At 42.2% G+C, this 12,994-nt stretch carries 11 protein-coding genes; 1 reads left to right on the plus strand and 10 read right to left on the minus strand.

Annotation, left to right across the window (positions count from 1 at the left end):
- Positions 1 to 17: 17 nt before the first annotated feature.
- The 3 genes from ACZ5L8_RS16575 to exaC all read right to left on the minus strand — a co-directional run bounded on the left by ACZ5L8_RS16575 (position 18) and on the right by exaC (position 5,808).
- Complete coding sequence (locus tag ACZ5L8_RS16575) at positions 18 to 3,716, minus strand: T9SS type B sorting domain-containing protein (RefSeq protein WP_464438824.1); 3,699 nt, start codon at positions 3,714 to 3,716, stop codon at positions 18 to 20.
- Between the two features lie 181 nt (positions 3,717 to 3,897).
- Positions 3,898 to 4,269, minus strand: a complete 372-nt coding sequence (locus ACZ5L8_RS16580; protein ID WP_464438825.1) for a DUF779 domain-containing protein — start codon at positions 4,267 to 4,269, stop codon at positions 3,898 to 3,900.
- Positions 4,270 to 4,284: 15 nt separating this feature from the next.
- A complete protein-coding gene (gene exaC, locus ACZ5L8_RS16585) occupies positions 4,285 to 5,808 on the minus strand; it encodes an acetaldehyde dehydrogenase ExaC (RefSeq protein ID WP_464438827.1) in 1,524 nt (507 codons plus the stop codon).
- 222 nt (positions 5,809 to 6,030) lie between these two features.
- Here exaC and ACZ5L8_RS16590 point away from each other — a divergent pair, with 222 nt between their 5' ends.
- Positions 6,031 to 6,930 carry an AraC family transcriptional regulator gene (locus tag ACZ5L8_RS16590; protein ID WP_462599533.1) on the plus strand — a complete coding sequence of 300 codons (900 nt, stop codon included), beginning with the start codon at positions 6,031 to 6,033 and terminating at the stop codon, positions 6,928 to 6,930.
- A gap of 83 nt (positions 6,931 to 7,013) precedes the next feature.
- Here ACZ5L8_RS16590 and ACZ5L8_RS16595 read toward each other — a convergent pair whose 3' ends face one another.
- From ACZ5L8_RS16595 to pepE, 7 genes are all read right to left on the minus strand, one after another.
- Complete coding sequence (locus ACZ5L8_RS16595) at positions 7,014 to 7,562, minus strand: thioredoxin domain-containing protein (protein ID WP_464438828.1); 549 nt, start codon at positions 7,560 to 7,562, stop codon at positions 7,014 to 7,016.
- A 14-nt stretch (positions 7,563 to 7,576) separates the two neighbouring features.
- Positions 7,577 to 9,091, minus strand: coding sequence for a 2,3-bisphosphoglycerate-independent phosphoglycerate mutase (gene gpmI, locus ACZ5L8_RS16600; protein ID WP_464438830.1), 1,515 nt, complete (start codon positions 9,089 to 9,091; stop codon positions 7,577 to 7,579).
- 91 nt (positions 9,092 to 9,182) lie between these two features.
- Complete coding sequence (locus tag ACZ5L8_RS16605) at positions 9,183 to 9,956, minus strand: M48 family metalloprotease (RefSeq protein ID WP_464438831.1); 774 nt, start codon at positions 9,954 to 9,956, stop codon at positions 9,183 to 9,185.
- A 12-nt stretch (positions 9,957 to 9,968) separates the two neighbouring features.
- On the minus strand, positions 9,969 to 10,703 hold the full coding sequence (locus tag ACZ5L8_RS16610) for a M15 family metallopeptidase (RefSeq protein ID WP_464438833.1): 735 nt from the start codon (positions 10,701 to 10,703) through the stop codon (positions 9,969 to 9,971).
- Positions 10,700 to 11,185, minus strand: a complete 486-nt coding sequence (locus ACZ5L8_RS16615) for a GNAT family N-acetyltransferase (protein ID WP_464438835.1) — start codon at positions 11,183 to 11,185, stop codon at positions 10,700 to 10,702. Before ACZ5L8_RS16615 ends, ACZ5L8_RS16610 begins: the two co-directional genes overlap by 4 nt.
- 74 nt (positions 11,186 to 11,259) lie before the next feature.
- Positions 11,260 to 11,628, minus strand: coding sequence for a GNAT family N-acetyltransferase (locus tag ACZ5L8_RS16620; protein WP_464440984.1), 369 nt, complete (start codon positions 11,626 to 11,628; stop codon positions 11,260 to 11,262).
- Positions 11,629 to 11,651: 23 nt separating this feature from the next.
- Positions 11,652 to 12,356 carry a dipeptidase PepE gene (gene pepE, locus ACZ5L8_RS16625; RefSeq protein WP_464438837.1) on the minus strand — a complete coding sequence of 235 codons (705 nt, stop codon included), beginning with the start codon at positions 12,354 to 12,356 and terminating at the stop codon, positions 11,652 to 11,654.
- Between the last annotated feature and the right edge of the window lie 638 nt (positions 12,357 to 12,994).

A 12,994-nucleotide genomic window follows, 5' to 3' on the forward strand; every position in this document is an offset into this window, starting at 1 on the left:
TGGCAAAACGATTGTATTTACCGCTTTAATGTAAAATGCCCACTGAAACTACGCCCGTCTTCAAACTCTGCCCTAAACCAGTAATCTTCTGAGGGTAGTACTTTGCCGTTAAAGGTACCATTCCATCCTGCTGAGAGGACATTCATTTGCTTAAGCAACTTACCATAACGGTCAAAAATATAAAGTTGGGTTTTGCTTTCGGCGGCGGTAGCGCCTTTAAGATTCCAAGTGTCGTTAAAGCCATCGCCATTAGGCGTGAAGAATTCCGGGAAGCCCAAAACAGAAACCTGCCTAGTCACTGTACCACAACCATCTTTATCGCTCACGATAAGATCATACAATCCTGGCGGTACATTCTCAAACACCGGTTCATCCTGAAAGAAGCCACCGTCTAGTGAGTATTCAAAAGTACCATTACCACTAGCGATCACAGTCACAGTATTGTTAGTAGATAGGTCTGATACTTTGATCTCCTCAATAGCGGGTGGACCAGAAATAATGATGCTAAAATCTTGTTCTACCTCGCAACTGGTATTAGAAGCGGCAAAATAAGTGGTCTGTACAAGTTTGTAGTTTCCGGCTACGGTAAAGAAATAGGATGGATCACCAGATAATGCTTCCAGAGCATTATTGTCTGCCACGCGATACCAGGCGTAGTAGGAAGCGTTTGAGTTTGCGGTTAGTTCGATACCGGTTTCACTCTCACATAAGTAATAAGCATCTTGCAGATCAATAGGGTAAGGCTCAGTAACAATAAGCGATATCGTTTCAACAAATGCACACTGATTATTGTTCTCTATCCTGGCATAAATAGTCGTAGTGCCGGTAGTGATAGTAGGTAGGGATAAAGCGTTATCTTCAGTATACGCATCATCTGTAGTATCGTAGAAGCTAGCGTCCATTCCGGCATACCTGTCATTTGCCAATGCTTGCAGGTCAAAAGTCCCAACAGGTTGTGCCTCGCCCTCAATAGCACATGAATAAATGGTATGCGTGTTCACCATAGGTGAAGCCGCAACATTAAGATGCACAGTTATATCTTTGTCACAGCTTGCGGCAGTGGTGAGACGCGCAAAAATATCTTCATTAATAGGAGTAGTATTGCGATAGGACGTAGGGTTTGCGATGGCATTACCAGTATTAAGATCTGCGGCAGTGGCATAGAACTGTACACTAAGGTCAGCATCCACAGCAATTATCTCTGGTAACAATTCCTCAAGGTCAAAGGTGGCGATACCGTCTTGTGCAGTTGCTGCCGACTCTAGATCAAGATCACATTGGGTAAGTGTGAGTTCGTCAATAGCAGGCAAAGGATTCACAATGAGTTGTACGGTAGTGATTTTGGCGCAAGCCACATTAGGAGTTTCTGCCAGTACATAAATAGTCTGTGGATTGGAAGTATTCGTATAATCTCCTGTGAGTGGCGCATTGTGCGCAATGGCATCTTGCTCAGAGGCGAAAAGGGTGATCACTGGAACAATAGAGGGATTGTTGGTTTGTACTTTTTGCGAAAGCATAGCTCTATAGGCATCCAGATCAAAGCTAGTGAAACCATCAGAATCATCGCCGTCTAAACCTGCATCACAAAGGGTATAATCATCAAGATCGCTAAGATCAACATCTACAAAGTTTGACGTAACCACCACATCATCGGAAGCCGTACAGCCGTTAGCGCTGTCTGTTACTGTGAGCGTATAGGTTCCTGGTAAACTGATCTCTGGCGTGGCAGTGTCTGCACCCGCAAGGATGCTGCCGTCTGTGGTTGTCCAACTATACGATAGTGCTGCATTGCCTACCGAGTTGCTGCCATCAAGAAACAGACTGCTATCGTTACAGGTCATGCTGAGGTCTGCACCTGCATCTGCGGTGGGTCTATTAATAATGATCTGAAAAGAGGCGGTCTCATAGCAGTTGTAATTGGCTTTATTCACCATACGGACATACAGGGTGTTCTCAGGTTCATTGCTTTCAAACTGCAGATCAAGCGGATTAGTGTTTTGATCAGCATCCTGCTCCGTGATATGAAAGGTTACCACATGGTCATCAGGGTTAGCTCCGTTAAGTGCTTCTGCCGCGGCGATGCTAAGATCAAAGATCTCAATACCATCACCATTAGCATCACAAACTTCTAAAGGATTAATGGTTCCTATTACTGGAGCAGGAGTCGTCTCAATATTCACTTTAATGCGTAGCGGAGAGCAGGCGTTGTCTATAAAATATTCATACTCACCATCAGCATCTACACCAGACTCAAACATATCTGTGCCGCTAGCAAAAGCTGGTGTCCATGTACCACCAGAAAGAGGAGAGCCTGGTATTTCTTCTAGGATGTTTACAGGGCCTTCATTCTCACAGACCTTAACCTCTGCCTTTTGACCTTCAAAACCAAAGCCAGTATAATATCCCCCGAAGCCTGCTTCTCCGTTATATCCAAAAAGCCCAACAGATAATGGTGCCGTTGAACTCACCTTAACATTACCACTAAGACCACTGATGACGCGTACTTCCCAGTCAGGAAAACCCGGGATAGCACTTATTGAAACAGAGTTAGCCCCCGGCGAAGTTGTAACTGTCGCACCTTTACGGGTGATGGCAAGTACTTTACCCTCATAGTCTGTATTACCTATTTTGTCAATGTCTGCAATAAGATCCACCTCAGTAAGTAAAAGGCAATTTACAGGTGGTAAGAAGTTCATACCCGGTGTGGTATTACTTCCGTTGCCCGCAATGGGTTGGTAAACATAAGCAGGCACAGAAGTATTGATATACATGGTGCGCTGATTGCTGCCTTGATAGTAACTATTAGGAATTAAATAATGATCACCAGCGGTAAGAGTAGCTACAGGAGTAGGGTTACCATTAAGGTATATAGCAGTATTGTCTTGATGCGCTACTACTAGTGGGCGCTCATTAGTACTATTCCCGCCACCTTCAATAGCTACATAATCTTGCCCGATGAGGCTGCTAGGTACGATCTGATCTATAGCAAAATCCTGACCGTTAGGAGACATGCCACCCATGGCATTACCTGTGTTAACCGTTACAGGTTTGTCTGCAGTTACATGCGCACCGATAAAGCCATCCCTGTTTGCCGCAACATCAGCGTAGCCAGAAACAGTGTAGGTTTCACCTGCATTAAGGGTAACGCTTAGTTGATCTGAAGTGTCCCCATTTGCAAAGGTGACGCCGGTATTATAATCGCTAAATTGAACAGTGGTATTATCCTCAGTAGCCATAACACTTGCATAAAAATTACGCATATAATTCTCCCCACCATTAGGAATACTCCCTAGTCTAAAGTCTGTTCCCAGCGATAGGCTACTCTTTGAAGTAAGATAACCGGCCTGCTTTTGTGAGCGCACCCTAAAACTCACATAAAAGGGTTGTGAACCTTCAAGTATAAGACCCTTGTTTTGCTGAGGTGTTAAGACCTCGGCTTGAGATACGAACATCACAGAAGGTTGACCATTACCCACATACACTCGGGCAGGATTACCTCTCGATATCGTTATCGGCGAATTGTCTAATGCGTTACCTGCACCATCTGTGATAACCACAGTAAATGGATTGACAATAGGAGTAGAGAGATACACATAATGATCTTCTACCTCTTCAGGAGCGCGAGAGTGTATGGGCGAGATCCAGTGTTTAGTCCCCAGCTGGGCGAACGCGTTTACAGACGCGATAAACGCCAGGAGTACTAAGTATTTTTTCATTGGGTGGGTTACTAGTATAAAACGCATCAATTTAGCGTATTAATAATCAACAGGCAATAACAAAGTTTTAACGTTTTAGTAAGTGGCTTATGGGAGGTTTTTTGGCTTAAAGCCAAAAGAAGAAAAACAAAAAACCCGCTACTGTAGCGGGTTTTTAAAACAATCTAACACATCTTAAGAATTACTCAGCATAGCGTATGGGCGCTAAGTCTTGCAATTCTTCTTTTGTAAATATTCTGGATTTGATCACAAATCTGACGCCCAGGGGTATCTCTAAAGAGAAACTGCTGCCACGACCGGTTGTCACGTCTACAGTGAGTGCTGTATGTTTCCAGTACTCAAACTGATCTTTAGACATGTAGAACGCACAGTCACATATTTCCCCAAGCAAAACATCGGTTTCGTTGATCAAAAGGTCACCTATGGGAAAACACATGGGGGATGAGCCATCGCAGCATCCGCCGCTCTGGTGAAACATCAATTTGCCATGACGTTCTATTAACTGGTCTATGATCTTTGCAGCAGTTTCAGTAACAGTTATACGGGGTGTCATTTGTGGTATTGTTTTTTAAAAGAATCCTAGTGCATTCTTATCATAAGAGATAAGCATGTTCTTTGTTTGTCTATAATGATCTAGCATCATCTTGTGGTTCTCACGGCCTATACCAGATTTCTTGTATCCACCAAAGGGCGCATGCGCAGGATAATTGTGATAATTGTTTACCCACACTCTACCGGCTTTGATCTCACGAGACATCTTGTAGGCTTCGTGCATATCGCGCGTCCATACGCCAGCACCCAGACCATACAAAGTATCGTTAGCGATCTCTAGCGCATCATCAAAGTCTTTGAACTTGGTTACACACACCACGGGACCAAAGATCTCTTCCTGAAATACACGCATCTTGTTATTACCCTCTAAGATGGTAGGCTGAATGTAATAACCGCCATCAAGACCTTCATTGTATGCAGCCTTACCACCAGCAAGTACTTTACAACCTTCATCCTTACCTATCTCTATATAATTTAAGATCTTCTCGTATTGATCGTTAGAAGCCTGTGCTCCCATCATTGTGTTAGGGTCAAGTGGATGCCCAAGTTTAATAGCGTTAGTACGCTCTATTACTTTTTCCATGAACTTGTCATAGATGCTTTCATGCACAAGCATGCGCGAAGGACAAGTACATACTTCCCCTTGATTAAGAGCAAACATCACCGCACCTTCTATTGCTTTATTCAGGAACTCATCATCTGCATCCATCACGCTAGGGAAAAACACGTTTGGAGATTTACCGCCTAGCTCAAGGGTAACTGGGATGATATTCTTTGAGGCATATTGCATGATGAGTTGGCCAGTAGTGGTCTCACCTGTAAATGCCACTTTGTTAATACGTGAACTAGAAGCTAACGGTTTACCTGCTTCTACCCCAAAGCCATTGATAACATTAAGTACACCAGCAGGGAGGATATCTTCAATAAGCTCTAGAAGGATAAGGATACCCACAGGCGTTTGCTCTGCAGGTTTAAGCACCACGCAGTTACCTGCTGCAAGAGCAGGAGCAAGCTTCCATGCTGCCATAAGTATAGGGAAGTTCCACGGGATGATCTGCCCCACAACTCCTAGAGGCTCATTAATATTAAGGCTTACGGTGTTTGCGTCTAGTTCACTAGCGCTACCTTCTTCAGCACGTATCACACCAGCAAAATATCTAAAGTGATCTATAGCCAGTGGCATATCTGCAGCTCTAGTTTCTCTAATGGCTTTACCGTTGTCCCAAGTTTCTGCACGTGCAAGAACTTCAAGATTAGCCTCCATACGGTCTGCGATCTTAAGGAGCATATTACTACGCTCAGTAGCTGAGGTTTTGTTCCATGTCTTTGCAGCTTCCCATGCGGCATCTAGTGCTTTTTCTACATCCTCACTGGTAGATCGTGGTATCTTAGTAAAGCTCTGGCCGTCTACAGGAGATATGTTGTCAAAATATTCTCCTTTTGTAGGCGCTACCCATTTACCACCTATGAAGTTCTCATATTGGTTTTTAAACTTTGGCTTTTCAATAGCCTGCTTTTCTGTGGTCTTAACATCGCTCATGATATGAAGGTTTAAGAATTATTAAACGGTTATTTTCTGGTTGTTTTCGCTACAGCGAAAACGTTATCTTAAAAGTATATAGAGTAGGAGTGATAGTATTGAACAATACTATCAACTACATGAACAATCCTAGCGTAAGGTGTTAATTTAATAGCAGTTAGATGCATAATTAACTTTATCATTAAAATATAATTGTATATTTAAAAGGAATAATAAAGTTCTATGCTTCTTTCTGAATCGTATTATAAAGGGCGCAAGCTTGAAAACCTGGTTGAAAACAAGACCTCCTATACTTTAGATAAGGCGGCGCTGCACGTTTTTGAAACCCATACTACGGCTGAGAGCGTGCAGTTGGCCTTTGATCAACCGGTGCTTGCCAGTATGCTTACGGGTAAAAAGATCATGCATTTAAGAGATCATGAGTCTTTTAACTTCCTGCCGGGTGAGTCGCTCATATTACCGTCTAACGAGTTGATGTGTATTGATTTTCCTGAGGCGAAAGAATCTACACCTACGCAATGCCTTGCGATGGCGATAGATGAGCAGTTGATAAAGCAGACCATCACTTTTATGAACGAGTCGCTGCCCAAGGCAGATAGACAAGAGTGGACGATGATGGACTATAACTTTCACTTCACACACGATCCTGGTATCTATCAGATCTTAAAGCGACTACTTTTTCTTTTTACAGAAAATCACGCCTCTAAGGATTACTTTGTAGATAATATGTTGCGCGAACTTATCATCAGGATATTGCAGGCAAACAACCGTAAGATCTTGAGCAGTCCTACCGCAGGAAAGGTTTCAGACAATAGGATCAAACATGCGGTGCGCTATATACGCGAGAATCTTAGCAGTGCGCTATCTGTAGACGATCTTAGCCAAAAGGCATGTATGAGTCCGTCGCATTTTTACCGCACTTTTAAGAACGAGATGGGAATGTCGCCGGTAGATTTTATCAATGATGAGCGCATACGTCTTGCTACCAGATTGCTTATGGATCCACGTCGCAAGATCAAAGAAGTGTTTATGGAGTGTGGTTTTGAGAGTCGTTCTTACTTCAACAGGGTATTCAAGAAAAAAACCGAATTGTCGCCTAGAGAATTTCAGGAGCGGTATTGATATTTCGCTGCAGCGAAAAGCATAAAAACACAAACGCCCGTCTTAAGAAAGACGGGCGTTATTTGTATGAACCAGTTGGGAGGTTATTCCGCGTAAGCGTGTTTATACTCCTGACCCGTTAAGATCTTAAGCATATCGCTTTCTAGGCTGATGATAGGATATTCTACAATGCGACCCAGTTCTTTGCCGTTCTTTTTAAAGATAATGGTAGGCACGTTTGTGATATTAAGTCCTTCTTCAAGACCGTTTGGCGTGTTTTTAGCACGAGTAACGGTGATGAGGTCTACTTTCTTAGTATAGTCTGCAGCATCAAGTATCTTAAAGAAACGAGGAGTCTCTCTTTTACTATCGCCACACCAAGTCCCCATAAAGAGTTGGATATCCACACCCTTAAGGTTTTTCTTGATCTCATCTATCTTACTCTCATCTACACGATAAGACGCGAACATAGGTTTGTACCATTCTTCAAACACAGGATTGTCTTCAAGGTCTCGGCGCTCTACCTGACCTACAAGAATACCATCTTCATTAGTTTGAGCAAATGGCTTGTCTGATGCTGTATTTACCGTAGACTGACTTTTGCAGCTCACTAGAGCAATGCTCATCGCCAGAAAGAGATATACATATTTCATAGTTCTGTTTTTTATTATACTAATGGATTTTGATCCATTTCCTTAGGTTGATCAACGCCTAAGATCTTTAAGATCGTTGGTGCGATGTCTCCTAGAATTCCGTTTTCTACTTGCTTACGGTCTGGGTCAACAAGGATGATAGGCACAGGATTAGTAGTGTGTGCTGTGTTAGGCGTGCCGTCTTCATTCTTCATAGTCTCACAGTTACCATGATCTGCGATCACGATAGTGCTATAACCATGTTCAAGACCTGTGGTGATCACATCATTTGCGCAGGCATCTACAGTCTCACAGGCTTTGATAGCGGCTTCAACAACACCGGTGTGTCCTACCATATCAGGGTTAGCGAAGTTTAGACAAACAAAGTCGGCTTCTTCTGTTTTAAGTTCTGCAACGATCTTATCACGCACTTCATAAGCGCTCATTTCTGGTTGAAGATCATAAGTAGCTACATTAGGCGACTTAGCGATGATTCTCTTTTCACCTTCAAAAGGTTCTTCACGCCCTCCAGAAAAGAAGAAAGTTACGTGTGGATATTTTTCAGTTTCTGCGATACGTATCTGTTTGCGACCAGCAGCGCTAACTACCTCGCCCAGTGTATTCACAATATTTTCTTCTTCATAAACCACGTGTACATTTTTAAATGTCTCATCATAAGTGGTCATGGTTACATAATGAAGATCAAGCTTCTTAGTGTCTTGCTCTGGGAAATTTTCCTGAGATAACATCTTAGTCAACTCTCTACCACGGTCTGTTCTAAAGTTAAAGAACAACACAACATCACCTTCTTTTACCGTAGCTACGGGAGCGTCATTCTCTGTAACGATGATAGGTTTCAAGAATTCATCTGTTACACCATCTTCATAACTTTGCTTAATAGCAGCAACGGGATCTTCAGTTTTAGCGCCTTCGCCTTTTACGATAGCATCATAGGCTAATTTTACACGTTCCCAACGGTTGTCACGGTCCATCGCGTAGTAACGACCAGTAACAGAAGCTAACTTCGCACCATGATCTTTGGCGTAAGCCTCAATATCTTCAATAAATCCAGCACCCGATTTAGGGTCTACATCACGACCGTCGCTAAAGCCATGCACAAAAACATCTTCTACGCCAGCTTCTTCTGCAGCAGAGATCAAGCCTTTTGCGTGAGTAACATGCGCATGCACACCACCATCTGAAAGTAGACCAAGCAGGTGAACCGCTTTGCCGTTTTTCTTGGCATAGTCAAAGGCAGCAGTGATAGCCGGCATACTTTTTAAAGTATCTTCTTTGATCGCTTTATTGATCTTGGCAAGGTTTTGATACACGATGCGACCAGCGCCCAGGTTCATGTGACCTACTTCGCTGTTACCCATTTGTCCATCAGGAAGACCTACGTTTTCGCCGTCAGTGCGCAGTTGTGCGTTAGGGTATTTCTCAAAAAGAGAGTCAATAAAAGGTGTATTTGCAAGATCTGGTGCAGAGACGGTTTTATCTGGAGCAAAACCCCAACCGTCAAGAATCATAAGAATTACTTTATTATTCATGTCAATTATTTAGTGTTGTAAAGATACAATCGCTTTCGCGAAAAGTATAATGATCACCGCGATTAATAGTAGGTATGACGCTTATAAAGTGCTAAGCAGCTTCACGGTATTTCTCGATAGATTCTTTAATATGTTCAATGCGATTGTCAGGATCTGGATGCGTACTTTGAAATTCTGGCACATTGCTATTTCCTGCAGCAGCCTTAAGGATCTGCATCACCCTGATCATCTCTTCAGGATTGTAACCTGCCTTGAGCATGAAGCGTACGCCAAGGTCATCACTTTCTAGTTCGTCACCACGGCCATTTTTGAGTAAAGTGCTTTGTGCAAAGACACCAACCTCTCTACCAGCACCTGCGCCTACTTCGGCACCACTTGAGATCGTTTGCCAAAGCTCAGTCTCTGCAATACGCTCTGCCGAATGCCTGCCGATCACATGACCTATCTCGTGCCCCAGCACTCCGGCCAATTGATCTTCGTTATCCAATTTTGAGAAAAGTGCATAGGTGATAAATATCTGTCCGCCGGGTAATGCAAATGCATTAATGGTATTAGGGTCTGCCAGAAGATGAAAGTCGTATTCATATTCTGTTTCGCTAGCTACTGTGTATTGAACTAACTTACGACCTACTTGATCTACTAAGGTTTGCATATCATCATCAGAATACATACCGCCATATTCTTGAATCATCTGCGGCGCGTTTTGTAAACCTATGGCTATTTCCTGTTCTGCAGTCATGCCGATGGCCTGTGTTTTTCCTGTATACGGATTCTCTTCACGGCTGCCATAGTATTTTATAACACCAAAGATCACGATCGCCGCACCGATGAGCAGTCTTATTTTAGAATTGCCGCGTAGTCTCATAGTTTTAAAAGGTTAGGTTAGTAGATCTGGATTTATGTCTAGAATATTTTCACTGCGATATTTTTCAATAAAGGCAGGAGTAAAGTGATCGCTGCCCATAAGTTTTTGCTCTTGTAGCACTTCGGCAACGTCTAGTTTTTTGTAGTCTGTGAGGTATTTTCGCGAAAGCGGAGCATAACTATAATGCCATGGTTCATATTTAAAACCCTTGCGGTGATAGTTGTCTGTGTACACAAGATAGAAGTCATATTCTTCGCTATGCGCTTCCATCCACGCTTTGAATTTGCAATACGGTCCTGTGCCGTGGAATTTTGAAGGTACAAGCAGATCGCCACTATTTTTACCGTTAGCATCTACAATATCAACGTCTGTACCCCAGTGATGACGCGAAGTTCCTGGGATGGTGCTGTACTCAATAATACGATCAATGACCTGTTGTGGTGTGTCACCTTCTGCAGTGAAAGCTTTGTATTTGCGTTCCCAGATGCGGTTTTGATGTGCATAACTGCGATAACTGCTCACTACTTGAAAGTTGATACCATCCTTTGCGGCTGCTGCTCGCATATTGTCAAAAGCCTCAGCAGCTTCTGGTCTTAAGCGGTAGCCATACTTTTCTACAAATTCAGGATTTCCTTTTCCTATGAGTTCTGCACTTGAGATTTGTTCTTGACCTAAACTTAATGCTGGCGCAAGGCTCAAAGCTGTGGCAGATAGGGCTGTGGTTTTTATAAAAGAACGTCTTTTCATGCGTTTATTTTTCTATGCATTACAAAATGCGGTCCTATTCCTGGGATGTCAAACTCTTCGCCATGAATGGCAAATCCTTGTCTTTTGTAAAACGGTACAGCGATCTCGCGTGCGTTACACCATAAGGTTTCGTATTTTTTTTCTTTGGCTATAGCCAAAGCATGGTCTGCCAATATCGCACCAAGACCTTTTTTTTGAAAGTTAGTTAGCACTGCCATGCCGCGTAATTGCAGTTGGTTGCCTGTAAAATCTGGATGTTCATTTTTCATAAATGTAGAAACACCTATGAGTTGCTCTCCTGAAAAAAGCCCCAAATGAAAAGTATCTGCAGCATCATCGCCGGTAAAAACACAAGTTTCTATAGGTTTACCCGCACGCAAAACAGGATGTCTTACTGGGTAAGTTTCTTGTGCGGTAATAGTTTTAACGGTGTAAACTGGGTCTTGTTTAGGGGTTTTTCCAGTTGGTGTGTTGTTGTGCATCTTGTCCTTAATATGTATAGACTAAAGAATGTTTGATGACTTTTGGCGAAAGCCAGATAAAGATCATCTTGTTTTTAAGCTCTAACGTCCGCGTATTCTGGGTGTTGATCAAACTTGATCTCTGCATACGGGCAAAGCGGGATAACTTTAATATTATTAGCCCTTGCAAAATCTACCGTGTGCGCCACAAGTTTAGCGGCAAGACCTTGTCCTTCTAGTTCGCGTTTAGTCTCTGTATGATCTATGGTGATGGTGTTTTTATCATTGATAGAATAGGTGAGTTGAGAGATCACACCCTCTTCACTCTCCATGAGAAATATCCCGCGGTTGTCGTTTTCTTTGTGTTGAATTGTATATTCCATACTATTTAAGATATATGGTTCTTTTTGTAAAATAGTAAAAGTAGGGGTAAACCCAGTTTTACGGCTTTCCTTATAGAATATCTTAACAAGATGTTGGGTTGCGTTTAATCAATATTGACTTCTACGCCAGCTGCTAATTCATAAGGCGATCTATTTTGAGTAAAGATCCTGGCAGAATGTTCACCTTGCAACATGATCTTGTCGTCATTAACCAGAAGCCAACTCCCTTCGCGCAGCCCAACAACCGGTACGGTGTTATGAACGTGATATTCCTTAATACGCGTTTCTCTGGTTTCGCCCATGTGCTCGCTGTCTTTTAAAGGATCTTGATAATGCGCATTGATATTAAAGGGAATTGCGCCCAGTGTTTTAAAGCTTGGTGGATAAACGATAGGCATATCGTTTGTGTTTTGCATCGTCACACCGGCAAGATTACTACCTGCACTTGTACCTAAATACGGAGTACCATTAAAGATCTTTTCGCGTAGCGCTTCCATTAAATTGTGTTGGTATATGGTTTTCACCAAAAGGAATGTATTGCCACCGCCAGTAAAAATACCTTGGGCCGCTGCTAAACTTGCTGCAGGATCATCATTTTCATGAATGCCTACTACTTTGATATTGATCTTGGCGAAAGCCTGCTTAGCTTTTGCAGTATAGTCATCATAGCTAATCCCGCCTGGCATCGCATACGGTATGAAGGTAACAGTGTCAACTCCCGCATAGAAATTCTTAAGGTGTGGAAGTAAGTAATGCAGGTATTCTTCTCCAAATAGGGTAGAGGTAGAAGCAAGCAAAAGATTTTTCATAGATTTTATTTTAGCCTAAAGCTACATCTTTTTATATGCTGCCACAAAATGTGTCTATATAGATGGAGCAAATCCCGCGTTGTGAAAATTTTTCACTCAATATATAAGAAGGTTTTTACAAGTAATATGGTCTAGCTAGAAGAATCACGTCATTATATTGCTCAAAACATTAATAGAAATGCGCAGCCTTTTAAAAGATTCTTTATGCCGAGAAGAAAATGTGTTTTGTTTATTTGGCTTTCGCCAAAAGTGGACATTTGCCTTTGCTGTATTCTAAACGTAAATTCGGTTTTGTTAAGAATAGCTTAAAGCGATTTAGTGTTATGTGAGATTGTATAGCTTGAAAGTGCACATTTCACGAGAATATGTGTGATTTCTTAACGAATCTAAATTCCTTTTAGAAGCTGAAGAACTTAAGATTTTCTTGAAGAATTTATGATTGTAATAGATTGTTTTAAAGCGGTTTGTGAATTAATTTCAAAATACTGAAAATAACACTTGGTGAAGTCAAAAACCGATGTATCTTTGCGCTCCCATTACAACAACTGGTGGTGATGGAAGTTCTTAAAAGTAGTGTTAAAATAGAGTTCTTTTAAACCTTAAATTTTTTCTAAGAAAAAGGTTGTGGGTTGTGAAAA

It is taken from the genome of Leeuwenhoekiella obamensis (genome assembly GCF_055391795.1).

Bases quoted from the DNA above. Each gene is read 5' to 3' on its own strand.
- ACZ5L8_RS16590 (WP_462599533.1), top strand. From the start codon at position 6,031: ATGCTTCTTTCTGAATCGTATTATAAAGGGCGCAAGCTTGAAAACCTG.
- ACZ5L8_RS16615 (WP_464438835.1), bottom strand. From the start codon at position 11,185: ATGCACAACAACACACCAACTGGAAAAACCCCTAAACAAGACCCAGTT.
- ACZ5L8_RS16580 (WP_464438825.1), bottom strand. From the start codon at position 4,269: ATGACACCCCGTATAACTGTTACTGAAACTGCTGCAAAGATCATAGAC.
- exaC (WP_464438827.1), bottom strand. From the start codon at position 5,808: ATGAGCGATGTTAAGACCACAGAAAAGCAGGCTATTGAAAAGCCAAAG.
- ACZ5L8_RS16575 (WP_464438824.1), bottom strand. From the start codon at position 3,716: ATGAAAAAATACTTAGTACTCCTGGCGTTTATCGCGTCTGTAAACGCG.
- ACZ5L8_RS16610 (WP_464438833.1), bottom strand. From the start codon at position 10,703: ATGAAAAGACGTTCTTTTATAAAAACCACAGCCCTATCTGCCACAGCT.
- ACZ5L8_RS16595 (WP_464438828.1), bottom strand. From the start codon at position 7,562: ATGAAATATGTATATCTCTTTCTGGCGATGAGCATTGCTCTAGTGAGC.
- ACZ5L8_RS16605 (WP_464438831.1), bottom strand. From the start codon at position 9,956: ATGAGACTACGCGGCAATTCTAAAATAAGACTGCTCATCGGTGCGGCG.
- gpmI (WP_464438830.1), bottom strand. From the start codon at position 9,091: ATGAATAATAAAGTAATTCTTATGATTCTTGACGGTTGGGGTTTTGCT.
- pepE (WP_464438837.1), bottom strand. From the start codon at position 12,356: ATGAAAAATCTTTTGCTTGCTTCTACCTCTACCCTATTTGGAGAAGAA.